Origin of the sequence: Caballeronia glebae (genome assembly GCF_001545035.1) — a bacterium.
GTDB lineage: Bacteria > Pseudomonadota > Gammaproteobacteria > Burkholderiales > Burkholderiaceae > Caballeronia > Caballeronia glebae.
The window spans coordinates 63,546-87,924 of sequence record NZ_FCOJ02000031.1 but is presented as its reverse complement, the minus strand read 5'-3'; the positions used below and the strand labels follow the sequence as shown (position 1 = coordinate 87,924).

The window sequence follows — 24,379 nt, the reverse complement described above, 5'->3', positions numbered from 1 at the left end:
GCAACACTCGCTTCGGCAGCTCAACCTCATGGCTCTAAACATTAAAACCGCTGTTGCACTTCAACCTTGAAACCGCCGAGTTTCTGTCCAGGTCATCGCCGTAGGGAGCCATCTGACCGCCCCGATCTGTATGCATTCTGGCCGTTAGCGTGCCGAGCTCAGCGTCAGGGACTAGCCGGCCGTGCGCTGCCGCTTCAAGCGCCTTGGCTTGGTATTCGGAGTCGTCGGCGACGTTGCTCGACTCACTCAGGGTAATCGGGTACGTGTGCAGCACGGTGCCGTTGCGATTTATTACGTCAACCAATCGAACCTTCATGACTGCCTTCCTAGTATTTGTCCGTTTGGTGTAAGAGTCCGGACTGTTTTGCTGGGTCGTTCTCGATCGCGACGCTGTCGAGTGTCGCGGATCTTGGCTGTGAGCAGGGGTGCCCGGTCGAAGAAAAGATGGCTCACTCAACAGGGCCAAGCAAGACGTCGATTGCCGCTTGCCCGGAGATTTCGCCCACCAGATAGGCCCATCGTTCAGTGAACGGGCCGTTGCGCAGCGGTATCCGGCTTCCTCGCGCGCCGAGTACATCGAGATTAGTGCCGCCTTTGATCTGAAAAGTCACGTCAAACATGTCTTCAGCAGCCGGAGTCAACTGGACATCAATCTCGAAGTTGCGATATGCGATCACTCTATGCATGAAAGAGACCTTATTCGGCTTCCGCGGCTGGAGCGACGCCTCGACGGAGCCTTGCGACCACCGGCAATAGCTCAACGGCACCGCGGCCTTCATCAAATCGAATATCGATTCTGCGGACCGCGGACGTATCGACCTTTCGCGATTTCAAGTAGCTTTTCGCGAAATTCGTCAAAGGCCACCAATACGGACTGTTCGTCGGCTCCCAGTGTCGGTTGCAGACCTTTGAGCGTTCCGCGGTCAACCTGAAAGGTAATTTCCCGGGAATCGTCATAACCCCAGAAAAACACGCAATGCCTTGTGGCATCGTAGCTGCGGCTCGGATTCGGAAAATGGAGAGCCACGATCAGATTTTCATCCCATTAGCAGGAAATCGCCACTTGCTCACGGTCGAATCGATGCATGAATAGCTGATGCGCCTCTGGTCTGTCCGGTTAGCGTCCTCGGTTTTGAGAACGCGGAGGCGCGCCTGACGATCCCGCTTGAAAGCCGTCTCATTCTCCTCAGGAGGGAGTGGTTTCTTGATATTTAATCGCATAACTACCTCTAAAAACTAACCGACCAAGTGATGGTCGTCTGCTCACTGTACACCCTTGCCTTCGCGTGAAATCGTTTTATTACGACCCGTTATGAGATGCACAACTTCCGGGTGCCGGGCAGCTCGAAATGACCGGTGGCCGCCTTGTTGGCGGCGGCGTAAATCCGACACCAGACGGCGGCGCAAGGTCGAGTTAAACACTCGGCCATGCGCCGCAGGCATTGCCGCCCGCAGGGCGAGTAAAACAGGATCAGAACCGGCCCTTGATATCGTCGATATCGACATCGGTGGGCGGCGAACGCTGCGCGCGGATCAGTTCGTGTAACTCGACGCCGTAACGCATCCAGATGCGTGCGCGCAGATCGCTGAGCAGCTCGAACACGGCGAACGCCTGCTGGGGCGACCAGTCGGCGTCGATCAGGAAGTCCAGCCCGCGAGACAGGCCCGAAGGCAGGTGTGTGCGGCGGCTCACGGCTTCTTCTCCGGGCGTGCAGTGTTGCGCCTCCTGGCGCGCTGCTCGGCCCGCTCGCGCGCTTCCTTGACGCGATACGACTCGCCCTCGATGGCGATGACTTCGGCGCGATGCACGAGGCGATCGACCAGTGACACGACGCAGGCCGCGTTCGGGAACACCTCCGACCATGCAGCGAACGGTTTGTTCGTTGTAACCACCGTGCTCGCGGCGCCGTACCTGCGGCTCACCAGCTCGAACAGCAGATCGGCATGGCGGTTCGAGTACGACAGGTAGCCTACCTCGTCAATCAGGAGCACTTCGGGCGAAGCGTAGCGATGCAGGCGCCGGCGCAGCGCCGAGTCACTGTCGAGCGCGGCCAGCTCGCCGAGCATCTGGCCAGCCGTGGTAAAGAGCGCCGTGTAGCCGTGGATGAGCGACTGGTACGCGAGGTTCAGTGCGAGTGTCGATTTACCCACGCCGTTCGGCCCGATCAGCACGACGTTGGACTTCTCCCTGACGAACTCGAGCGCCATCAGTTCCTCGAGCGCGCCGCGGTCAATCCGTTTTGGCCATGCCCAGTCGAAGTCTGCAAGCGGCTTGAAGTTGCCCAGGCGGGCGTCGCGGATACGCCGCTCAAGCGAACGGCGTGCGCGTTCCTGCTCTTCCCACTGCAGCAACGGCTCGATCCATGACGCGTCGGCGATCTCGCTCCAGTGCGCCAGCAATCCATACGTCCGCAGGGCATTGGCGCGCTCGTGCAACTGCTCAGTCCTGTTTGTCATCATCGGCCTCCGCTGTGAGCTGGTCGTAAATGTCGAGCCGGTGTGGCGTCACGCGCTTGTCCTTGTCGCGCACGTGTTCCGGCAGCTTGATGGCGATGGGCGGAGGGGCTCCCCGGGCAGCCCGCCGACGCTCCAGTGCCAGGCGCACCGGGTTCTGGTGCGGCGCGGCGCCGCTCGCGAGGGTTTCCTCGATCGCCGCCTGCAGTTCGGCGGCGCCATACCGGTCGAGCAATCGCAGCAGCTGCGCGGTAATGTTGCCAAGATTGCTGCCGCGTTCGGCCGCGCGCAGCATCAGTGTCCGGGCAGCCGGCGCGGCGTGCGCGAGATGGTCCAGGCCGCGGTGGTGGCGGGCCTCACGTTTGTGCTCCACCAGCGCATCGATGTGCGTCGCGATCTCGATCTGCGCGCCGCGGTCGTAACTGCGAGCATGCTCGGCGACGACAGCGGCGCCATCGAGGATGCGCACCTGATGCTGGTCGGCACGAACCGTGAGCGTTCGTCGCACATGCGTGTGCGGTATCGAGTAGTCGTTCAGGTCGAAGCGCACATAAGGCGTCTTGCCGGCCGTCACGGGAAGCTGCAGTTCGCACGGGTACGCGTTGTCCGGCAATGCAAGCAGGCTCGGCTTCTCGCGCTCGAAGGCCTCGCGCACGGTGATGGCCGGATCCTCCCGGCATGGACGATCGGCTGCAACGCCCGCGCACCATTGTGCGGCCTGCGCGTTCAGATCATCGAGATCGGCGTACTTGCGCGCGGCGAAGAAGCTCTCGCGTGCGAAACGAATTGCTCTTTCGACGCGACCCTTCCCATAGACCGTCAACTGCACGTAATTCACTCGGTGGCATACAGCTTGTCCGGGTGACCCACCCTTTCCATCCTCTGCTCGGACAGGAGTTCGTGCTGCTGGAGCGTCGCAGTACCTGGGGCGAAGAGCGCGTTTACTTCCACGATGATTCAGGCAGGCTGCGACGTCTCCCAGCTTCGTGGACAAGCGCCGCGCCGCCCATTGCATTCGAGGTCCTCTCCGCGGGGCGATCCGCATTCCGGGTCGAGGATCTATTGCATCTGGTCGGGCTCATCGCCCGACACCGGGAGGCAAGCGATACAGCCGGTAGCAAATCGGGCAGACGCAAGACGTCAAGGAAATGACGCCGCATATGTAAACTTAAATAAACCCATACCACTACAGAGGGACGAAGTTTTACTTCCAGCGAGAACTCGTTCCCGAAGCGAAAAAGCAGCTATAAAGCCGCGACCTTCATGGTTCAAGATCAACGTGAAGAGGTCAAAACTGATCTTGATATTTTATTAAATTGGGCATAATTTATATTACATGAGCCGAGCACGAAAACCCGACCCGAAACTGGCTGCCCTCCAGGAGAGCGGCACCCTGAATCCACACGCGCAGGACGTTCGCGATGACGCGTTCATTGCCGATGACTTCTTCGATGCCCGGGATCTGGTGCAGGTACGCTACGAAATGCTTCGCCGCGTGCGTACGGAGGGGCAAACCATCGCCGAGGTGGCCGCACGATTTGGCATCTCGCGGCCGACTTTCTACAAGGTGCAAGCCGACTTTGATCGTGAGGGGTTGGCGGGGCTTCTTCCGGATAAGCGTGGGCCTCGTGGTGCCCACAAGCTCACTGCGGAGGTACTGCACTTCATCGAAGAGGCGCGCGCCGCAGAGGACGGCCTGAGCACGAAGGAGTTGCTCGACCGCATAGCAGCGAAGTTCGGTTTGAATGTGCACCGGCGCACCGTGGAGCGCGCGCTGCGTCGAGAGCCGAAAAAAAAACGCCAGTGATTTCCCGGCGCGCATAACTTCAGACTCGGATGCGCTGGTCGAAGGCTAAGAAGCCTTGCGCATCGATAGGGTCGAGAAACGCGGATGCTGCCCGTCGGGGCGCGGACGCACGCTCCTGATGCTCAAGGGCATGGCGGCTTGGATGGCAGGCATGCGTGAGATCGCCCCATGCACACCGACTGCACGCGCCACAACTCACGATACGGGTCCGAGCGCGGGCATTCGGCAGGACCTGATCGATATCCTGACATCGATGGTGCTCGCGAACGCACTGGAGGAGACGGCATGACTGCCATTACACCTGAAAAGATACAAGCCAGGCATCTCTCGAGAAACGCCTACCTGTATGTACGGCAGTCGACCCTGCGGCAGGTGTTCGAAAACACAGAAAGTACCCAGCGTCAGTATGCGCTGCGCGAGCGTGCCGTCTCCCTCGGGTGGAGAATTGACCAGGTGTTCGTGATCGATTCCGATCTCGGGCAATCCGGCGCTTGTGCAGTCGATCGCGAGGGCTTCCAGCGGCTGGTCACCGAGGTAAGCATGGGCAAGGCTGGAATCGTGATGGGTCTGGAGGTTTCGCGCCTGGCACGCAACTCGTCGGACTCGCACCGGCTGCTGGAAATCTGTGCGTTGACGGATACCCTTCTGCTCGACGGAGATGGCGTATATGATCCTGCGCACTTTAACGACCGCCTCGTTCTGGGCTTGAAGGGAACGATGAGCGAAGCGGAGTTGCATGTTCTGCGGGCAAGGTTACGTGGAGGTATCCTTAACAAGGCTCGACGTGGTGAGCTTGAAATACGTTTGCCCATCGGCTTTGTCTACGATGGCGAAGGGCGCGTAAGTCTGGATCCCGATCAGCGCATTCAGGAAAGTATACGCGAGTTCTTCCTCACGTTTCGTCGCACCGCGTCTGCCATGGCTACCGTAAAGGCCTTTCGTGGAGCGGGGCTGAAGTTTCCGCGCCGGATCTATCGGGGCCCACACAAAGGCGACGTCCAGTGGGACGAGCTCGATCACTCGCGTGCGCTGTGGATCCTTCACCATCCCCGCTACACGGGAGCATTCTGCTTTGGACGTACACGCACGCGCAAGCTGCCGGATGGCCATCAGGTATCGCAGACATTACCCGTGGACGAATGGACCGCCCTCATTCGTGACGCGCACCAAGGTTACATCACGTGGGAACAGTTCGAGCAGCACGTGCAGATCCTGCACGATAATGCCCAGGCCCACGGCTGTGAGCGGGACCTCGGTGCTCCTGCGAAGGGCCGGCGCTGCTGCAGGGACTTGCTATATGCGGGCGTTGCGGTGACCGGATGACGATCCGTTACCATGTCCACGACACGCAGCGCGTGCCTGACTACATGTGCCAAAGCCGCAGCATCAACGAAGCTATAGGGCGACCATGCCAGCAAATCAACGGTGCTGAACTCGATCATGTAATCGGCAGGCTTCTGGTGGAAACCGTTACACCCGTGACGCTTCAGGTCGCGCTCGCGGTGCAGAAGGAGCTCGAGGATCGATCAGGAGAGTTCGACCGGTTGCGAAGGCAAGAGATCGAGCGGGCAAGTTATGAGGTCGAGCTCGCCCGTCGTCGTTACATGCGTGTCGATCCCGACAACCGTCTCGTAGCCGATTCGCTGGAAGCCGAGTGGAACCAGGCACTGCGAGCGCTTGCTGCTGCCCAGGAGCGCTATGAGAAGCAATGCGAGACCGGGAGCGTCCAGCTCAATCAAAAGCAGCGCGAGAGCATCATGGCGCTCGCACAGGACTTCCCGCGCCTGTGGAACGATCCCCAGACACCCGACCGTGAGAAAAAGCGTATGGCCCGTTTGCTGATCGCCGACGTGACGCTGCTTAAGGACACCGAGATCATCGCACAGGTGCGCTTCAAGGGTGGCGCAACCCGTGAACTGCATCTGTCATCGCCCAAACCGTCATGGCAGTTGAGACAAACCCCGGCAGCGGTCGTTGCCGAAATCGATCGTTTGCTGGAAGGACACACTGACCACGAAACAGCAGAATTACTCAACGCGAGTGGTATGCGCTCCGGCGAGGGCTTGCCGTTCAGGAGGCTGATGGTACGCCGGATCCGTATTGATTACGGGTTAAAGACCCAATATGAGCGCCTGCGTGCTCGCGGACTGTTGAGCGCCACGGAGATAGCGAAGTATCTCAAGGAATGCACCGCCACCATTGCCGACTGGCGACGGGCGGGGCTGCTCAAGGCATTCCAATATAACGATAACGGCCAGTACCTCTACGAGCGCCCTGGCGTCGACGCTCCCAGAAGGTTCGCGCACAAGAACAAAGCTCGACGCAAAGCGGCTGCAGACGTAAATACCCCCTATCATGACTGATGAGGTGCAATATGCGACGAACTCCTTTTCGTTTCCTCTCGCGACGGCCACCGGCCTGGGTTCGAACCGGTAATGGCTGGCAAACGCGAGCAGCGCTGGATTGAAGCGGATCGCATCGCCCTGGCGCTCAAGCACGGCGCTGCGCAGATTGTCGTACTTCAGGACCCTCGGCACGCCGGACCATGCTTCGAAGGCACCCACGTGGCCTGCCAGGAAGCTGTCCATACGGGCATTGAGGAAGAAACGCAGCCAGATCTGCCGTGACCACGAAAGCACCATCACGAAGGCCATCAGCGGCCGGCGCGCGCGACCGATCTGCAGGTGGCCGAATGCGGCCCAGTCGACCTCACCCACTTCTCCCGGCATGGTGCGCAACCGCAGATAGGCCTCAGGAGTCGGGCGTGGGCGATGGAGCGCCACCAGGTGACGGAAATGGTGAATGTTGCCCCGGTAACCACGCTCGGTCACCATCGCGTACAGACGGCTGGCTGTGAGTGAGGGAAACTTCTTGAGCGTCTCATGGATGAACGGCAGGTACGGATCAATCCGCGAGGGCCGCTGCAGACCGCCCATCCGCGGCAGGCACGCCTGGGCCAGCACACGCTGCACGGTGCCGCGATGCACATGCAACTGGCGCGCGATGGTGCCGCAACGCCACTTCTCGACGTGGTAATAGCGCAGGATCTGCGCCTCAACTTCAGTCTTGATGGTCATGGGTCGGTTCCTTTTCGTTCGGTAGCAGTACGAACCTCATAGAAGACCCGACGGCGTAATGGCCCATGACGCACAAACTCACATGCGCAGTAACAGAAGCGGCAGTGCCCGTGCGATGGCGTGGTTGCCATCGTGGCAGTCGTCTCGCTGGCCGATGTCGTCGGAGTCGCGATCAGTAGAGCATCAGCGGTGGACTTGGCGGAAGGGTGATGCGTCACTTTCTCGCGCCGCTGGCGATAGCGGCGCATCCTGGCGGCATGCGCCATACGACCGCGCCAGCTGCGCTGGTAACGGCGACCAGCCTCTCGCAGGCTGGCTCGGCGTGAGGCCTGCGCGCAGTCGCGATCGCAGTAAGTCTGGCCGCTATCACAACGGCGGCAGACGATGACCTGCGCCCGGCAACGGGCGCACACGTACAGGCGGCCCGTGGGCGGCTGCATTGGCGGCTCCTCCAGAACGCCAAAGATGAGGAGGAGTCGAACCAAGTCGACGGGCCGCATGAGCAATGCGATACTGACGGCTCACACGGCTCACACGGCTCACACGGCTCACACGGCTCACACGGCTCTCCGGCCGGCCGACAGGGCCGTCATATGGATACCTGTGGAGGCGCAGCGCTGGACTGGACTTGGCGGTTGAGGCCGGCGCTGCGCCTGTTGTTCTTCTTTGGCAAACGCCTTTCTATCATGCGGACGGCCCGCCCCGATTCAGGGCACGTCTCCGGTCGCCCTACGGACTCCCTGACGCCGTGCCCTGAATCAACGTCCCGTTCAGCGTGGGTTGAACGCTTCCCTGATGTCTGTCTTCATCCTCGCGTGTGGCGCCGCCGCACTAAGACGCCGCCGCTTATTGTCGGTTTTCAACCGCCGTTCACAGCCGCCTCGACGCAAACCGCACCCGGGCCTAACGAAGGATGGTCGATGAATACGGTCAAAGTGGTAGAAGGTCGTCGTCCGAAGCCGGACGCGGTGTCCTCTCGCCTCCGTAGCTGCTGTACGAGTTTCCCGCGAGAGCGTCCAAACGCAACTCAGTTTTGGAGGTTCGCCTCAAAATCGTCCCGGTACCGCAGGGGGTCCCGATGGAGTGGACAGGCAAGTTAAGCCACATCGACAGCCGGCTCCAAACGGAATGGTTTGCACCGTTTTGAGCGGCCAAAGTCGACGATCTCTCAAGGATTTGGTCCTTCCCGCTATTACGGACAAGCTGCCTAGTTTTGCTCGAACTGTTTGCCTGCGACGCGACCAGATAGCGAGATCGGACCGGTGCGATACAATTTGTTCGATGACCACATAGCTTTGCGTCAACCGCGCCCCTCGCCGCTCGCGTACCGCTTGGGCTACCGAGCGTCACAACGGCATCCTATCGTGGGGCGGCACTCTTGCGCCGATGATTAAGGACGCCCTGGTGTGAATGTCGTGACCCACGGACTGACTTCGTGAACGCGCCTCGGCGTGCCGGCGATGTAGTCGAGTGCCACGTTTTGTCCTTCTTCCAGCGTCGAGCCACGCTTCTGTCATCGTCGAAATCAGGATTACCGCCTCGCCGGTGCGGTCGCCTTGCGCAGCGGTTTGCGGAGCACACGCTGCCGTATTCCGCGCACGTCTGTGAGATCGATTCATCGTTCATGGCAGCGCGCACAGGTACGGGCGAGGAGTTGCGTAACCAGTACAACGCCATGTGGACGGAAAATGCAGCCAACCTTCGTCAGACTGCACGTTTCGGCTCGGACACTGCCGTTACCACCGTGCAATCTGCAACCTGCAACCCTGCGCGATGTTGCGGACACAGGGGATGATGCCGGAAACCGTCTGCCATTCAACCGATGTCCCGATCCAGCCCATCCCGGCGTCTGACATCGCGTAATCGATATAGACATCCTGTACGAGCCGGTGAATGGGCGGCGGCCCACCGCCTGAGGAGGAGGTCGGCACGACGCCGGGTTGTTTTATATTTAATCGCGATTTAGTTTGCTTTGCTACGGCATTAAGCGCATTGTGAAGTAAGCGAGATGTACCTCTGGCCGCCCATTTTTCGCGATCCGCATAGACGTAGTCAATGACGGTCAGCACCACAAAAGGAGCGCGCCATCATGACCATTCCCACAATCGAATACAGAGGGCACGAGCTCCGTGCGTACTCTCACCAGGAATTCCCGCTGCATCGCGACCCGTATGCCAACGGTCTAAGGAAGTTCTCGTCAGTTGTGCGAATCGACAGTACCCCACCTAACGATGTGAAACCACGGCGTTACGGAACGGTGTTCGCTGGGACAAACCCCGATAACGATACGGACGCCATCGACCTCGCAATGCAATACGGCAAAGACATCCTAGATGGCAAGGTTCAGGCAACCGAACTTTGACATACTGCTTTACCCGGTTTTCGTCCCCCATCGGATCCGCCCGGATGCGGTGCGCGGACGACGCCGATGCGTTCGACAGACGGCCACGAATGGCTATCGCATAGCAGGATGTTTCGTTTGTATTAACACTGCTCCACGACTCGGGGTGATCGATACCGGGCCCGACTTTATTCCCTATTCATCCCTTTGTGACGAACAGGGCAACACAAGGGATCCATAATGACATACGCGATCTACGCAATTCTGACCGGTATGGCGATGATATTTGTCGTCTCATTCTATTGGTATCGACAAAGCGTTGCGCGAAGGGAGGAGATCCTCTGGCTTAGGGAGAATCATGTGATCGACAGATTGCGCGACAAACTCGGCTTTAGCCGTCGGAGATGATTAGAGACAGCGGCCCTTTCGAGTGTCTTGCCTTTCCTTAAACCTGCGTGGAATTTGGTCGTCCGGGTCCTACTGTACGTCCCCGGCGGCGAATCCACCATCGTGGGCGTACCTATCACAGTGACGACGCTTCACGGTAATAGCCTTCCCCGCGCGCATTCGCGGTTGTCGCAGCCAATGCTACCCCGCGTGGCGTCAGCGCTCGGTTGAACCTCGTCAGCTGGTTTGATCTCCTTCCGCGACGGTGCGGCGCGATCGATGAACTATCTCGCCAACCTACTAAGGCTTCGTCTTCGCGCGGGCGTGAAGAAGACCGCACCGACGGTTTGGACGCTCATCAGATTGACCTCGGATGCCGGTTTATTGACCTTTCCATAATTCTTTAGGTCACCACAGGGTTGCCTGAATCCAGCACGCGGCAACGATCGAAGGTCGGTGCTGCGCGCTTTTCAGCTTGTTGCGGGCGACGGTCTGCAACTCGTCGAGGTTGTCGGGGCAGAAATTCGCAATGGCGTGACGTTTGAGCCATGCCCACAGATACTCGACGGGATTGAGTTCTGGACAGTACGGCGGCAGAAAGGTGATCTGAATATGGCCCTCGAGAGAGTCCAGGTATTGCCGGACAATTGCCGCGTGGTGGGGCCTGGCACCGTCCCAGATGATCAACAGCGGCTGCCTCAGATGGGCTTTGAGCGCCTTGAGAAACTCGACCACCTGTTCCTTCTTTACGCTGCCTTCGTACAACCGAAACAGATAGTTCGTGCGACTGAGGCCCGCAATCGCGGACACATGCTTCCAGTTGAAATGAAACTGGATAACCGGCGTTTGCCCCTTCGGCGCCCAAGTACGCACTCGCGTCGGCCGCTCGCTGATGCCGGTCTCGTCGGTAAAGACGATCAGTCGGCCTTCGCGCTTGGCTTTTTTTTAAGCGCGGGCCAGGTGTTCTGCTTCCAGTGGCGCACAGCTTCTTCGTTACGCTCGATTGCGCGCCGCTCAGGCTTCTGTGCGCTAAAACCGAGCGTCCCAAGAATGCGCCAGATTTGCGTTTGTCCGAACTCGACGCCATACATGCGCTTGATGAGCATACCGACGCGCTTGAGCGTCCATAGCTCCGTGCCAAAGCCGTGTTCGGTGGGGTTGTGTAACAACGCCTGCCGCAGCTGCGCCAATTGCTACGCATCGAGCCGAGCCGGACGACCTCGACCCGGTACCGCGCGCAACGCATCGATTCCGCCTTCATCGAGCAATCGCTTCCATGTGTACACCGTCTGTCGGGCTACCCCTACGGCAAGTGCTACCTCTGCCGGACCTTTGCCCGCCTTAAGCATGCGGGCGGCCCGCAAGCGCTTCTTGGTTGCCTCGTCCATCGGCTTCTTTGCCATGGCATGCATCTCCAATCAATCCCTCAGAGATACAACGCACCAGCATCGAATCGGTTGTCATCTTTTATGGAAATCTCAATAGAAGGAGCCTCCGGCATCGCGATAGTTCCACAGCGGATTCGGGACCCGCCGCCGCGCATACGCGACGTCGCTGAGAATGCGCTTGACGTTACCCACAACCGCGCGGCCACACAGCCGTATTACAGTTTCGAACTTTGCTGCACGAGCTTCTCGTGCAATTCGGCGGTCAGCGTCTCGACCCGCTGAATCAACTTCTGGGTAAGTTCCGTCAGCTCCGTGTTTCGCTGCAACAGTTCCAGCAGTTGTCCCGCATTCTGGGCTGCAATTTCCTGCCGTTGCTCGCTCGCGACGGCAAGCGCCTCCCTGTGCTGTGCGTCAGCTTCGGCGAGCACGGTGTCACGCGCTGCTTGTCGCGTCTGGGCAAGCAGGATGAGCGGCGCAGCATAGGCCGCCTGGAGACTGAATGCGAGGTTAAGCAGAATAAATGGATAGACGTCGAACTTCGTTAGGCCCAGGATGTTGACTCCGATCCAGATAGCGACGATGGCGGTCTGCGTGCCGAGAAAAACGGGCGTTCCGAAGAAACGTGCAAAGGCTTCCGCCTTGAGCGCGAATGCGTCATTGCCAAAAGCTGAGGCAAGGTGCGCGTGAGGGCGGTGGAAGCGGAGGTGATCAACTCCCGGGTTGGCGAGCTCGGCGGTAGCCGAGTCGGGCTTCATGGTTTCCATCATCCCCTCCAGGGCCTAGTCGTGGCGGAGAGCCGCCAATCAGGTCTGCAGCACGAGACACCAAGCAGTTGCGCGGCAATGAACGAAGCGAGCAAATCATCGAACGATCATTTAAGGCAAGCATGACGCGAGATAGCAGAGCGAGTGTACCGCTCGCTCCGGGATGGGGCGAACTTGGACTCATGGCTCGACAACCAATCATCTGGACGCCTCGATGACGACCTCTAACGCGTGCGTATCTACCGCATTACAAGGCGTCGTAGGCGTTCATGAGCTAACGGCCCGACTCCCGATGAACGTGTTGCAAAGCATCTGCCCCAGCGAATCGTCCTAACCAATATCCGACTGCGCGCCACGCATCGCGCAAAAGAACATCGAGGCTGTCAGGCCACGGGGACCGCCACTGTTCGCTGGCCGGCGGGTGCTCCGCATCGCCCGCATCGGACTTTCCCGCCGCATCAAACGACAACCGGAATCAACGAAAACTGCTTGGTCGGGTCATGGAAGATCCTCCTTTGTCTGTTCCACATGAGGATCTCCACGGGCCAACGATCCCACTTTAAGGCAATGTAGTTCTCCTCCTGATACTCATGCTCGCCCCCGTCAACGCCCGCGCGTTCCATCGCCCGTTGCGAAGAAGGACCAGTAAGTTCGCTGGCCCCCCCACTGGGGAAGCATTCCCCGATACACCTTGAAAATCGCTTCCCTTTGCATGCTCGCCTGCAGGGACCTCGCCTGCAAGTGATCGTGATAGTCGGCGCGCAGGATGCGTTCGTAGCTGTCATGCCGGCAACGTTGCGGATGCCACTGATGCCAAACCTCATCACAGCGTTCCCGCACGATGGGAAAGCTCGCCTGCACGCGCGCCACGAAATATCGTCCTCCCCGCCCCAACTGCGAAACCCCGGCATGGTGTGGGCTCCGCCAGGGATCGACACGTGCTCGTATTGCGACGTTCCGGGCAAGACCGCGAAGCGGTCCGCTCGTGACACTTCGTAGGCAATGAACGTCTGTCCAGCCTTCGACGGATCCGCTCGAAGGAAAGCGCGTCCTCGCCGCAATGCGCATCGGGGTAGCCGCGAACCTGCTCCCGCAAGTCCTTCATGAACATCACCCAGGCATGACTCACCCACGATTCGATGGCCTGATCGTCGTGCAGATCGTCGCTTTCCCAACACTGTTCACGATGATCAACTCCTTGTTCGGATAGTCCTGCGCCAGGAACATCGCGACCGCTTCGTCGACATACGCCGGTCGTCCGTAGGTCGGCATGATGCAACTGATGAGGGGCATCGTATCCGTTGGCATGGTATCGGTCGACCCTGTCGCATGCGCTTCACGAACTATCTCAGCTTTTCCCATGCCGCGAAAACGCGTGCCCATGACTGGCTCGCCGTCCGAAAGCCAGTCATCGCATCCGGCCGCTCTCGCGCAGCCAGTTGTAGGCTTGCGACGGCGAGGCGTTCTTCAGGTTGAAGCTGCCGGTATGAAGTAGTTTTGCCGAGCGTTGCAACACCTTGTACGATAGGTGTTGCACATCGCTTTTGGCCGCCTTTTTTAGTTACCGCTCGCCGACTGATCTTGATCGGCTCTATTATCCCTCTGCGGCCGCGATCGCTAATCAAAAAATCCTTTCCTTTATTATCTTATGAACCAGCGACTCGCCTAACCGACTGTCCAGATTTCGGGGCCACCTCTGTTGACGGCAATAAAGCGGTCCTGGCATTCAGCCTCACGCCGATTCGCGCTCGCGAAACGAAAGTCAAGTTGAAAAAAATGTATTAATACGGCTGGATTACTCGCCTAAACTCAGATAACTGGCTACAAGCATTTGCGTTTGCATGACGTGTAACGGATTTAAGAAGGCGCCTTGGAGGTAAGCCATCATGAAATCACTAACCTATGCAATTATTGCCGCTACGGTCATTGCCGCACCGGTCGCATCGTTCGCTCAATCGGACTCGCCTGTAACGCGGGCGGAAGTGCGCGCTGAACTCACGCAACTCGAACAGGCGGGATATCACGTCGGCGACGGTGACCAAGCTAGTTATCCCACAAACATCCAAGCCGCAGAAGCGCGCATCGCGGCCCGGAACGGGGCGACCGCTTACGGCGGAACGGTCAGCGGTTCGGCGACATCGGGTCCTCCCGCATCCAAGAACGACCTAAAGTCGCTTTATTTCGGTCAATAACCCGCAGGGTCTTACGAGTCGCGGGGGAACTGACTAGCCCCCGTTGATCGATCGTCGGTGACCACTTTATTGCGCTTCGGCCAGGCTGTTGAATTCGCTCGCTTCATGGGGAATCGGCGCGACGCGCACTCAGATGCCGACTTTATCGACGAAGCTGGCACAACCTTATTTTGGATGCCTCGCCCGTTTGCGCGCCCACCCAGTACATCTGCAAGATCTGCTTTGCAACATCGAGTCCGCATGTCGTAGCATTCATTTGGGCCCTCCGCTCCTCAAGTGGAAACTCGGGCGGTTTTGTGATGAGTCGGGGCAAGCTCACGCGCCTGGTGCCCGTGGAAAACGCAGCCATGCCGGATCGCAGCGCCATGAAGTGGGATAAGGACGACCGGGAGGCGCTTGGGTTGCTGAAAATTGACGTGCTCGCGCTCGGCATGCCGTCCGCGATTCGACGCACGCTGGATATCGTCTCTGAGCAACGCGGTGAGCGCTTCGAGATGCAGGATATTCCGGCGGAAGATGCGGCCACCTACGAGATGATTTCCCGCGCGGACACGGTTGGTGTCTTCCAGATCGAGTCACGCGCGCAGATGAGCATGCTGCCGCGCACGCAGCCCAGAGAGTTCTACGATCTCGTGATCGAAGTGGCGATCGTGCGGCCGGGGCCGATGCAGGGCGGTGCCGTCCACCCCTACTTGCGACGGCGCCAGAAGCTCGAACCGGTCACCTATCCCAGCGAGGCCCTCGAAACCGCACTGGACGAACGCTTGGCGTGCCGATCTTCCAGGAGCAGGTCATGCAGGTGGCAATCCTGGTCGCAGGCTTCACGCCGGGCGAAGCCGATCAGCTACGGCGCGCGATGGCGGCATGGAAGCGCAAGGGCGGTCTGCAGCACTACTGCGACCGCATCGTCGGGGGCATGCAGACGCGCGGTCGCGACAAGCCGTTCGCGGAAGCCATCTTCGAGCAGATCAAAGGATTCTTGAGTATGGCTTTCCGGAGAGTCCTGCCGCGAGCTTCGCGTTGCTGGTCTACGCAAGCAGCTGGCTTAAAATGCCACGAGCCTGCTGCTTTCCTTGCTGCCATGCTTAATTCGCAGCCGATGGGCTTTTACTCGCCCTCGCAGCTCGTGCAGGATGCGCGGCGTCACGGCGTGGAGCTCGTACCGATCGACGTCACTATCAGCGGGTGGGATTCGGTCTTGGAGAACTTGCCCGACCGCAAAAAGCCCGTTGTGCTGCTGAGGCTTTCGTTGCTCAAAGGCATGCGCGAGGGCGCGGCCGAGCGGGTTGAAACGGCGCGAGCGGTGAAGCCCTTCGCAAGCGTCAGTGACCTGGCGCGACGTGCGCAACTTGATCGTCATGATCTTCAGGTGCTCGCTGCGGCGAACGCATTGCAGTCACTTGCCGGCAATCGTCGCAAAGCGTTGTGGCAGTCCGCCGCCGCAGTGACGGACCATGACATGCTGGCCGATACGCGAATCGACCACGCGACGCCGGCGCTCGGCGCGCCGTCTGAAGCACAAGATATTTTGAGCGACTATAACTCGGCGGGACTCACGCTCGGACGTCACCCCTTGTCGCTTCTACGCCCTCCGCTGTTGGAGCAACGACTGATGCCTGCGGTGACGTTGCGAATGTATCGAAACGGACGCCTCGCGCGGGGTTGCGGATTGGTTACCGTACGCCAGCGGCCCGGCACAGCAAAAGGCGTCATGTTCGTGACGCTCGAGGACGAGACCGGGAACGTCAACGTCAACGTCAACGTCAACGTCAACGTCAACGTCATCATTTGGCCGTCGTTGCTTGAGAAGCAGCGACGGGAAGCGCTTGGCGCCGCGTTGCTTGCGGTGTACGAGACCTGGCAGGGCGAAGGCGAAGTCCGCCACCTCGTGGCGCAACGACTCGTCGATTGTCGCATCTTCTCGGCGGATTGACGTCGGTCAGCAAGAATTTTTGCTGAAGGGCGTACGGGTGCGCAGCGCGACCGACGCCTGTCCCACCCCAACGCAGACCCTCGACGCTCGTTGTCGTAGATGTCTTAAAATGGCTCACCTCGATCATTTGACTTCTATCTGAAACCTTCCAGAGGTTGACTCGAGCAGTTCAGCGGTTCGCTCGCAAGTTCGAGGCGTCTTCCTGGCGCATGCTGCTTCGCGGCGGGTCCGTCCCGGAGGAGCACACATCCCAAAGGTTCAACGCAGGCCGTCCCGGCGGCGGCAGGTGCTTTGCACTGAAAAATGCTCTGGAATCCCGCAAAAACACGACGGGCAACAGCGAACCTTTTTAGGAGCTATTGCACACCGACGCGTCAGCCGCATCGAGAATTGTTCTAGGGACAGGCTCGCCGATTGCTAGGTTCTATGCGGAGGGTGGTACATGGAAAAACAGTCCGCGCGAAGCGTCGTGGTCGTAGCGGCCTCACTCGGGGGCCTTCAGGCTCTTAAGTCAGTCGTCTCCCGGTTGCCAGTCGATCTACCGGCAAGTATCTTCATCGTGATGCACGTCGGTTCGTGGCCAAGTCAGCTTCCAAAGCTTCTTGACGCTGAAAGCCGCCTGCCGGTTGTCCACGCCTCGGACGGCGAGGCCATTGCCGCGGGGACGGTGTATGTTGCCCCGCCTGACAGGCACATGCTGCTTGGCGACGACAAGATCGTTCTGTCGACTGCGCCGAAGGAAAACTTCACGCGTCCGGCCGCTGACCCGCTTTTCCGCTCAGCGGCGGTCAATTACGGCGGGCGTGCCATCGGAGTAGTCCTCACCGGGAAACTTGATGACGGCGCAGCCGGCCTAAAGGCTATTCACGCCTGCGGCGGTTACACGATTGTTCAGGATCCGTCGACGTGCGTCGCACCCGATATGCCCAAGGCTGCCCTTAAAGCTGTCCCGCCGGACGTAGTCGCTCCGATCGAGGATATAGGGCCAGCCATCGTCAGAGCGTTGACCGACTACTCGTCTAAAGGCTTTGACGTGAACGCAAGGGAGCGCGCCGCGCTTGAACTTAAAATCGCCGCGACCGGGTACTCATCTCCCGAGGACCTGGAACGACTCGGCCATCGATCGAGCATGACCTGCCCAGACTGCGGAGGCGTCATTTGGCGCATCGGCGAAGGTTACCCGCTTAGGTATCGTTGTCACACGGGGCACGCCTTCTCCGCAACGTCGCTGGAGGAGCAACAACGATCGGGCGCCGAGGATGCGCTATGGTCAGCTGTTCGACGCCTGGAAGAAAAGCGGCTCCTTGTGCAGGAACAACTTGCGTTAGCCGAGGCGACAGATAGCGCAGACGCAGCATCGTTGCTCGCGGAGATAGTCCCGTTGGAGACCGCTATCGAAGCGGTCAGGCGATTAGCACTGGAATCCGCAGCGTCAATCCCGACTGAAAGCATCGGATAATGCGACCGCCGAGAAAATGGGAGGTTAAGCATTTCGGCGAGCAGGGCCGAGGAAGCGACCAAGCCAGCCGGCGGAACTGGCGCCGGTCTATGTGCCGAATGGAGCCGGCTTTTTGAACCTGGCCTTTTAGGTCACCGGGGCGGGATTAAACAGAACCAGCGCGTTATGCAGTTTCAACTTCTCCGCACAGGTCTGCTTGCGTCCACTCGCGACTTCGAGCATCAGCCTGAACAACTCCCAGCCCACGTCTTCGATGGAAGCTTCGCCGGTTGCGATCGTCCCGGCGTTGATGTCAATCAGATCGTGCCAGCGGCGCGCGAGATCGGAACGCGTCGCGACCTTGATCACCGGCACTTCCGCGAGGCTGTAGGGCGTGCCGCGGCCGGTGGTGAAGACATGCAGACTGATCCCCGCCGCCACCTGCAGCGTGCCGCAAATGAAATCGCTGGCCGGCGTGGCAGCGTAAATCAGTCCTTTCTGCCTGACCTTCTCCCCCGGCGAAAGCACGCCGGAAATCGCCGAGTTACCCGACTTGATGATCGATCCCATCGCCTTCTCGACGATATTAGACAGTCCGCCCTTCTTGTTTCCCGGCGTCGTGTTCGCGCTACGGTCGGCGCTGCCGCGCTTCAGATAATCGTCGTACCACTGCATCTCGCGGATAATCGCCGCCGCCACTTCCGGATTTGCCGCACGGCTCGTCAATTGATCGACTCCATCGCGGACTTCCGTCACCTCGGAGAACATCACGGTCGCGCCCGCGCGCACGAGCAAATCCGTTGCGAATCCGACCGCCGGATTCGCCGTCAGGCCTGAAAATGCATCGCTGCCGCCGCACTGGACGCCGATCACGAGGTCGGACGCCGGACACGTCTCGCGACGCCGGTTGTTCAGCCGGTCCAGATGCCGCTCGGCCATCCGCATGATCGAGTCGATCATCGAGTGGAAGCCAACGTGCTCATCGTCCTGCAGCACGACGACATCGCCGTTCGCATCCGCGCCGACGTCGCCGATGTCGGCCACGTCGTCGACGGCCGTAGTCATAATCGGGATCGTGCCCGGCGGCATGAGACGCTCGGGCTGCAGCTTTTCGCAGCCCAGGCTCACCATCATCACCTCGCCGCCGAAGTTCGGATTCAGGCTGATGTTGCGGACAGTGCGGATCGGCACCATCGCATCGGGCGCGTCGATCGCAACGCCACAACCGGAGGTGTGCCCAAGACTCACGACATCGTCGACGTTCGGATAGCGCGGCAATAGCTCGGCCTTGATGCGCGCGACCGCGTGCTGGGTCACATCGGCCACGCACTGCACGGTCGTCGTGATCGCGAGGATGTTGCGTGAGCCGACCGTGCCATCCGCATTGCGAAAACCCTCGAACGTGAAGCCTTCAAGCGGCGCCATCTCCGGCGGCTTGACGGTCGCGATCGGCAGGCCTTCCAGTCCCGGCGGGCTCGGCATGCGGATCACGTGCTCGTTGATCCAACTGCCCTTGGGCAGATCCTTCAGCGCGTATCCGATCACCACGTTATAGCGGATGACTTCATCGCCCTGGGCGAGGTCCGCGAGCGCGACCTTGTGTCCTTGCGGCACGCGCTCGCGCAGCACGAGGCCGTCGGCGAATGTGGCGCCTTCCGGCAACCCGCCATCGTTGACGACGATCGCGACGTTGTCTTGCGGATGAACGCGTATATAAAGGGGAGCCTGAGTCATTTTCATCCTCTGAGCGGCCAGTGGGGAAGTACATGGGTCATATGTCATCCTATGGTTTTGAGGAAAGCACCCGTCGTCGGACGCGGTGATAACGGTCAGACATACGGTCGCCACTAAAAGAAAAGCGGCCCCGGTAGGCGCCGCCTGGCATGCTAGCCCGCAATTAAGGTGCCGGCCCCACCCCTCGTCTTACTTGACCCCAGGACTCACTGCCACCAATCGCGGCTCAAGCATGCGGTCGCCGCTTCTCGCCAGCCAGCACACCGCAATCGCCGCGATGATGTCGAAAACTGCGAGTACGACGAACAGCGGGCTATAGCCGACCTGCGTGACCAACACGCCAAACAGCGCCGTGAACGCCGCGGCGCCCAGGTAACCGGCCATGCCGCCCATGCCCGTGGCTGTCGCGACTTCGTTCTTGCCGAACATGTCCGACGTTATCGCATACAGCGCACCTGACAAAGTCTGATGGGCGAATCCCCCGACGCACAGCAGTGCCACCGCAGCGTAAGGGCTAGCCACCAGCCCGACGCATGCCGGCCCGACCATGCACAGTGCCCCGAAGACGAAAACCATTTTGCGCGACGTGAACAGCGAGACCTTCGCGTACTTATGGAACAGCGGGCTGAGGTAGCCGCCGAGCACACAACCAATATCCGCAGCCAGGAAGGGCATCCACGCATACAGCGCGATCTCCTTCAGGTTCATGTGCCGCTCGGTCATCATGTACAACGGAATCCAGGCATTGAAAGTCTGCCAGGCCGGTTCGGAAAGAATCCGTGGGATGCCGATCGCCCAGAAATTGCGGCTGCCGAGCATTTCGGTCCACTTTCGCTTCGGCGCGCCCACATCACTGTGCTTGGCCTCCTGCCCGCTGAGGATGTAATCCCGTTCAGCGTCGCTCAGCAGCTTCTGATGACGCGGATGCTTGTACAGCAGCATCCACAACGCGCTCCAGGCCACGCCCAGCACGCCGACGATCAGAAACGCCCATTGCCATTGCCCATGCAGCAATGCCCAGACGACCAATGGCGGGGCGAGCAGCGCGCCGATGGACGAGCCAATGTTGAACCAGCCAATCGCCACCGAACGCTCCTTGGCGGGGAACCACTCGCTGGTCGCTTTCACGCCGGCCGGAATGCCTGCCGCCTCGGCAATGCCAAGCAGGCCGCGAAAGAACGCAAGGCTGCGCCAGTCCGTCGACCATGCGGCCGCCGCGCAGGCCAAAGACCAGGCGAGCGCAAATGCCGCGAAACCAATCTTGGTGCCGACCGTGTCGAGCAAATAGCCCGCGACCGGTTGCATGAACGCATAACAAAGCTGCCACGCGACCACCACATGCGCGTACTGCTCGGTGGTCATATGGAGGTCTTTCATCAGTGTCGGCGCCGCCACGGAAAGCGTGTTGCGCGCGAGGTAATTGATGATGAGCCCGGCCGCGACCAGGCTAACCATCCACCAGCGGATGCCCTTGATTTTCATTGCTGTGTCTCCTCGAAATCTTGAACTAATCAGATGGGCCGGACCGCAGAAGCAGTCGAGCCATCGGGCCCCCCATCCTCGCGGGAGTAATCGAGGCCGACGAAGCTGCCGCCCTGGTAGCGTTGGCCCAGAGCATCGAGCGGATTCGGCCGTGCCAGTACTTGCGCGGCGTACGCCTCGGCGTTCTGCGTCGGCTGATAACCTAGGCGCTCCGCGCCGCGGTTGTCCCACCAACTACGGGTATTGGCGGAGACACCCCAGACGGTCATGAAGCCCACGTCCTGCGCATCGATACAACGGTCGAGGAAATGCAGTAGGTCGCGATGGCCGAACCACGTGCTCAAGTGTCTGGGCTCAGTCGGTTGCTCGAGGCAACTGCCGATCCGCACGCAGATACTTTCGATGCCGTGCTTGTCCCAATACATTCGTGCCAATGCTTCGCCCCACACCTTGCTTAGCCCATAGAAACCGTCCGGGCGCAACGCGCAGTCGAGGGTGAGGTGTTCGGTGACCGGATACATGCCGATCGCGTGGTTCGAACTGGCGAACACCACGCGCCGCACGCCTTGCCTGCGCGCGCCTTCGTACACTTCGACGAGCGCGAGCAGGTTGTTGTCGATAATCTCGGGCAAGGGGCGCTCTACGCTCGTACCTGCGAGGTGAATTAACACGTCGACCCCGTCCAACAGACGATCGACAACGCGCGGGTCGCGTAGGTCCCCGTGCATGACGTCCTCGCCATCCACTAGAGGAGCGAGAGGCCTTGAGCCAGCGGCCGAGCGCAAAGAGGTGCCGCGTGCGATTAACGCCGTCCGTACAACCGAGCCGAGCTGACCGCCGGCCCCACTCAGGGCAATCTTCTTCATAAGGGTCCTTAAGTGCCCCGAACGCTTGGGCCAAGCTGGCAAATCGCCAGCGGTCACGCCGAGACTGTAGAGCGAGCCAAAAATCGATCGCTTGTTGTACGATGACGTACTTTCGCATACTGGCGTTCGAATTCATCTAGGCAGTTACCCGCAGATAGTGCGACACCGGCCAAAGGCGTCGCAGCGATGCCCCTGACGCAGCAGACAAGCGCTTAAAAGACGCGGCGAGCGTCTATGGCTGCGGGAGTGCGCAATGCGTACGGGTAAACGTTCCTGTCGCGCCGCGATGTAAAGATATACGATGTCTCATGACAAGGGCCGCGGTACTTGAAGGCCTTACTACTCCCGATTTAAGGAAAACTAGCCATGACAGCGCCGACCCCTTATCAGCCATTACCGAACAGGTTTCGTCAGTCAGTTCGCGACGGCGAACGCCTGATTGGGGGATGGGCATCCCTTGCAAGTCCGATCGCGACGGAGTTGCTGGGCGTAGTCGGCTTTGACTGGCTGTTGCTGGATGCGGAACACGCCCCCAACGACGTTCTAACGCTCATCCCGCAGCTCATGGCACTGAAAGACAGCCCGAGCGCGCCGTTCGTACGGCCACCGGCGAATGACAGCGTCGTCATCAAGCGCCTGCTGGACGCGGGCTTTTTCAACTTCCTCATCCCTTTCGTAGACAGCGCCGCTGATGCCGAACGCGCCGTCGCCGCGACACGTTACCCGCCGCTGGGGGTGCGTGGCGTCTCGGTCGGCCAACGAGGCAATCGCTACGGAACTATTGCCAACTATTTCGACATTGCGAACGACAACATCTGCGTTGTCGTGCAGATCGAGAGCCGTGCTGCAGTCCAGGCGATCGATGAGATTACTGCGGTCGATGGTGTTGATGCCGTATTCGTCGGTCCCTCCGATCTCGCCGCCTCGTACGGGCATATCGGCAATGCAAACCACCCCGAAGTGCAGGACGCCATCGCTCATGTTTTCGAGCGCGTCAAGGTGGCCGGCAAGGCAAGCGGCATTCTCGCGCCCGTGCAGGCGGATGCCGAGCGCTACCTCGCGATGGGAAGCACGCTCGTGGCGGTCTGCGCCGACATGAGCCTCCTGCGGAACGCCGCACAAGCCGTACAAAAGCATTACATGCAGATGTAAGCACGCGTGGTCAACGTGACATCACAACGTTTGGAGAACCGAATGCAAAAGGCAGGCTTTATCGGACTTGGGATCATGGGCACGCCAATGGCGGCCAATCTGCGAAAGGGTGGCGTCGACCTCGTCGCATTCACTAAAGGAGCCGTGCCGGCCGAGCTCATGCAGGCGGGCGTCGTCGTGGCAGACAGTGCCGCTGCGGTCGCCGCCCAGGCAGACGTCATCTTCATCATGGTTCCGGACACGCCCGACGTCGAACGCGTGCTGTTCGGTGAAAACGGTGTGGCCGAAAGCCTGCGCGCCGGTCAGATTGTGGTCGACATGAGTTCGATCTCGCCGATGGCCACGCGCGATTTCGCCGCCGGCGTGCGCGAGCGTGGCGCGGAGTATCTCGATGCGCCCGTCTCAGGAGGCGAAGTCGGCGCCAAAGCGGGATCGCTCACGATCATGGTGGGCGGCTCGCAAGCGAGCTTCGACGCGGTAACGCCCTACTTCAACATGATGGGAAAAAACGTGTCTCTGATTGGCGAAGTCGGCGCCGGACAAGTCTGCAAGGTTGCCAACCAGGTGATCGTCGCCGCGACCATCGAGGCGGTCGGCGAGGCGTTGCTGTTGGCATCCAAAGCCGGCGTGGATGCGGAGAAGGTTCGTCAGGCGCTGATGGGCGGCTTTGCGTCCTCACGGATTCTTGAAGTGCATGGCGAGCGCATGACGAAGCGCACGTTCAACCCCGGATTTCGTATCGAGCTGCATCAGAAAGATTTGAATCTCGCGCTTTCGACGGCGCAGGCGCTCGGCGTCTCGCTACCCAATACCGCAACGTGCCAGGCGCTGTTCAACGCGGGCGCGGCTCACGGCGGCAAAGCGTGGGACCACTCGGCAATGGTGCGCGCGCTGGAAATCATGGCAAACCATGAGATCGGCCAGCTTGCGCGATAAGCAAATACGCGCGGCATCAAGAACTCGCCGCCGCCACTGGCGTGAGCGTGTACTTTTTCGGGAGACGCGGTGAGTCCGCTGCGATTGCTCGGCGCTGCGTTGTTACCGACCGTAGCGGCGGGCATCGCATTCCTGATCCTGTGAAGGACCAGGTCATGCGCCGCGCTCCGGTTGCTCGGCTCAGTCCCGTGCCAAAGCAGGATCAAGCCCCGTGTCTGTCTGTCGTGATCGAGATGACGACGTTATGTCAAGCGTCCAAGACGGGCGTCCATGCGTCGGGTCCCGCTGCTTTACGACAAGCAGCGTCGCCCGCATCGAGGTCGTGCAGTTGCTCATGTTTCCGCGGGGGACACGAGGGACCATTAAGCTCATGGATGGCCCTGCCCGACCCCATTGCTGCCGGTCGGGTTTTTAGGGTTACGGATGGC

Annotated in this window: 22 protein-coding genes and 3 pseudogenes; 11 read left to right on the top strand and 14 right to left on the bottom strand. The window is 60.2% G+C overall.

Annotated elements, in window-relative coordinates; genetic code table 11:
- Positions 1–449: 449 nt before the first annotated feature.
- The 5 genes from AWB82_RS21175 to AWB82_RS21155 form a co-directional block, all read right to left on the bottom strand.
- Positions 450–686: a hypothetical protein gene (locus AWB82_RS21175; protein WP_086970701.1), complete on the bottom strand. Its 237-nt coding sequence runs from the start codon at positions 684–686 to the stop codon at positions 450–452.
- 92 nt (positions 687–778) lie between these two features.
- Positions 779–1,027, bottom strand: a complete 249-nt coding sequence (locus tag AWB82_RS21170; protein ID WP_086970684.1) for a DUF1488 family protein — start codon at positions 1,025–1,027, stop codon at positions 779–781.
- 444 nt (positions 1,028–1,471) lie between these two features.
- Positions 1,472–1,693: a hypothetical protein gene (locus AWB82_RS21165; RefSeq protein ID WP_086970682.1), complete on the bottom strand. Its 222-nt coding sequence runs from the start codon at positions 1,691–1,693 to the stop codon at positions 1,472–1,474.
- A complete protein-coding gene (istB, locus tag AWB82_RS21160) occupies positions 1,690–2,460 on the bottom strand; it encodes an IS21-like element helper ATPase IstB (protein WP_407643024.1) in 771 nt (256 codons plus the stop codon). Before istB ends, AWB82_RS21165 begins: the two co-directional genes overlap by 4 nt.
- On the bottom strand, positions 2,441–3,283 hold the full coding sequence (locus AWB82_RS21155; RefSeq protein ID WP_235023384.1) for a Mu transposase domain-containing protein: 843 nt from the start codon (positions 3,281–3,283) through the stop codon (positions 2,441–2,443). The genes istB and AWB82_RS21155 overlap by 20 nt, the downstream gene beginning before the upstream one ends.
- On the opposite strand from AWB82_RS21155, the gene AWB82_RS39205 reads away from it, so the two are divergent.
- The 5 genes and pseudogenes from AWB82_RS39205 to AWB82_RS38410 all read left to right on the top strand — a co-directional run.
- Positions 3,166–3,606: a DUF5372 family protein gene (locus AWB82_RS39205; protein ID WP_407643023.1), complete on the top strand. Its 441-nt coding sequence runs from the start codon at positions 3,166–3,168 to the stop codon at positions 3,604–3,606. The genes AWB82_RS21155 and AWB82_RS39205 overlap by 118 nt on opposite strands.
- Positions 3,607–3,790: 184 nt before the next feature.
- Complete coding sequence (locus tag AWB82_RS21145; RefSeq protein ID WP_086970678.1) at positions 3,791–4,261, top strand: helix-turn-helix domain-containing protein; 471 nt, start codon at positions 3,791–3,793, stop codon at positions 4,259–4,261.
- Positions 4,262–4,316: 55 nt separating this feature from the next.
- A complete protein-coding gene (locus tag AWB82_RS37215; protein ID WP_143756796.1) occupies positions 4,317–4,550 on the top strand; it encodes a hypothetical protein in 234 nt (77 codons plus the stop codon).
- Complete coding sequence (locus AWB82_RS38000) at positions 4,547–5,584, top strand: recombinase family protein (protein WP_200818162.1); 1,038 nt, start codon at positions 4,547–4,549, stop codon at positions 5,582–5,584. The genes AWB82_RS37215 and AWB82_RS38000 overlap by 4 nt, the downstream gene beginning before the upstream one ends.
- Positions 5,581–5,649, top strand: a pseudogene (locus AWB82_RS38410) (hypothetical protein); the annotation flags it as partial. The gene AWB82_RS38000 and the pseudogene AWB82_RS38410, both read left to right, overlap by 4 nt.
- A 138-nt stretch (positions 5,650–5,787) precedes the next feature.
- Here AWB82_RS38410 and AWB82_RS38405 read toward each other — a convergent pair.
- The 3 genes from AWB82_RS38405 to AWB82_RS37210 all read right to left on the bottom strand — a co-directional run bounded on the left by AWB82_RS38405 (position 5,788) and on the right by AWB82_RS37210 (position 9,410).
- Positions 5,788–6,183: a hypothetical protein gene (locus AWB82_RS38405; protein ID WP_235023386.1), complete on the bottom strand. Its 396-nt coding sequence runs from the start codon at positions 6,181–6,183 to the stop codon at positions 5,788–5,790.
- Between the two features lie 189 nt (positions 6,184–6,372).
- Positions 6,373–7,338 carry an IS21 family transposase gene (gene istA, locus AWB82_RS21135; protein WP_235023383.1) on the bottom strand — a complete coding sequence of 322 codons (966 nt, stop codon included), beginning with the start codon at positions 7,336–7,338 and terminating at the stop codon, positions 6,373–6,375.
- Between the two features lie 1,736 nt (positions 7,339–9,074).
- On the bottom strand, positions 9,075–9,410 hold the full coding sequence (locus AWB82_RS37210; RefSeq protein ID WP_143756795.1) for a hypothetical protein: 336 nt from the start codon (positions 9,408–9,410) through the stop codon (positions 9,075–9,077).
- 17 nt (positions 9,411–9,427) lie between these two features.
- On the opposite strand from AWB82_RS37210, the gene AWB82_RS21130 reads away from it, so the two are divergent.
- A complete protein-coding gene (locus AWB82_RS21130) occupies positions 9,428–9,700 on the top strand; it encodes a hypothetical protein (RefSeq protein WP_086970676.1) in 273 nt (90 codons plus the stop codon).
- Between the two features lie 774 nt (positions 9,701–10,474).
- On the opposite strand, the pseudogene AWB82_RS37205 reads toward AWB82_RS21130, so the two are convergent.
- The 3 genes and pseudogenes from AWB82_RS37205 to AWB82_RS21100 form a co-directional block, all read right to left on the bottom strand.
- A pseudogene (locus AWB82_RS37205) lies at positions 10,475–11,469 on the bottom strand (IS630 family transposase).
- 200 nt (positions 11,470–11,669) lie between these two features.
- The gene (locus AWB82_RS21110) at positions 11,670–12,209 is read right to left on the bottom strand and encodes a DUF1003 domain-containing protein (protein ID WP_086970699.1); all 540 of its coding nucleotides are present in this window, start codon (positions 12,207–12,209) and stop codon (positions 11,670–11,672) included.
- A gap of 1,134 nt (positions 12,210–13,343) precedes the next feature.
- Positions 13,344–13,511, bottom strand: coding sequence for a glycosyltransferase (locus AWB82_RS21100; RefSeq protein WP_159462607.1), 168 nt, complete (start codon positions 13,509–13,511; stop codon positions 13,344–13,346).
- Between the two features lie 593 nt (positions 13,512–14,104).
- Between AWB82_RS21100 and AWB82_RS21095 the strand changes: the two genes are divergently transcribed.
- The 3 genes and pseudogenes from AWB82_RS21095 (at position 14,105) to AWB82_RS21085 (ending at position 17,802) form a co-directional block, all read left to right on the top strand.
- The gene (locus AWB82_RS21095; RefSeq protein ID WP_086970664.1) at positions 14,105–14,410 is read left to right on the top strand and encodes a DUF4148 domain-containing protein; all 306 of its coding nucleotides are present in this window, start codon (positions 14,105–14,107) and stop codon (positions 14,408–14,410) included.
- Between the two features lie 266 nt (positions 14,411–14,676).
- Positions 14,677–16,369: pseudogene (locus AWB82_RS21090) on the top strand (helix-hairpin-helix domain-containing protein); the annotation flags it as partial.
- 416 nt (positions 16,370–16,785) lie between these two features.
- The gene (locus AWB82_RS21085; protein ID WP_086970663.1) at positions 16,786–17,802 is read left to right on the top strand and encodes a chemotaxis protein CheB; all 1,017 of its coding nucleotides are present in this window, start codon (positions 16,786–16,788) and stop codon (positions 17,800–17,802) included.
- A gap of 126 nt (positions 17,803–17,928) precedes the next feature.
- Here the strand turns inward: AWB82_RS21085 and garD are convergent, their stop codons facing one another.
- The 3 genes from garD to AWB82_RS21070 all read right to left on the bottom strand — a co-directional run bounded on the left by garD (position 17,929) and on the right by AWB82_RS21070 (position 21,863).
- Entirely contained in the window at positions 17,929–19,515 is a 1,587-nt protein-coding gene (gene garD / locus AWB82_RS21080) for a galactarate dehydratase (protein ID WP_086970661.1), read from the bottom strand.
- Positions 19,516–19,704: 189 nt separating this feature from the next.
- Complete coding sequence (locus tag AWB82_RS21075) at positions 19,705–20,997, bottom strand: MFS transporter (protein WP_086970660.1); 1,293 nt, start codon at positions 20,995–20,997, stop codon at positions 19,705–19,707.
- A gap of 29 nt (positions 20,998–21,026) precedes the next feature.
- On the bottom strand, positions 21,027–21,863 hold the full coding sequence (locus tag AWB82_RS21070; protein WP_086970658.1) for an NAD-dependent epimerase/dehydratase family protein: 837 nt from the start codon (positions 21,861–21,863) through the stop codon (positions 21,027–21,029).
- A gap of 366 nt (positions 21,864–22,229) precedes the next feature.
- Here AWB82_RS21070 and garL point away from each other — a divergent pair, with 366 nt between their 5' ends.
- Entirely contained in the window at positions 22,230–23,015 is a 786-nt protein-coding gene (gene garL / locus AWB82_RS21065; protein WP_086970655.1) for a 2-dehydro-3-deoxyglucarate aldolase, read from the top strand.
- A 42-nt stretch (positions 23,016–23,057) separates the two neighbouring features.
- Positions 23,058–23,951: a 2-hydroxy-3-oxopropionate reductase gene (locus tag AWB82_RS21060; protein ID WP_086970653.1), complete on the top strand. Its 894-nt coding sequence runs from the start codon at positions 23,058–23,060 to the stop codon at positions 23,949–23,951.
- Positions 23,952–24,379: the final 428 nt, after the last annotated feature.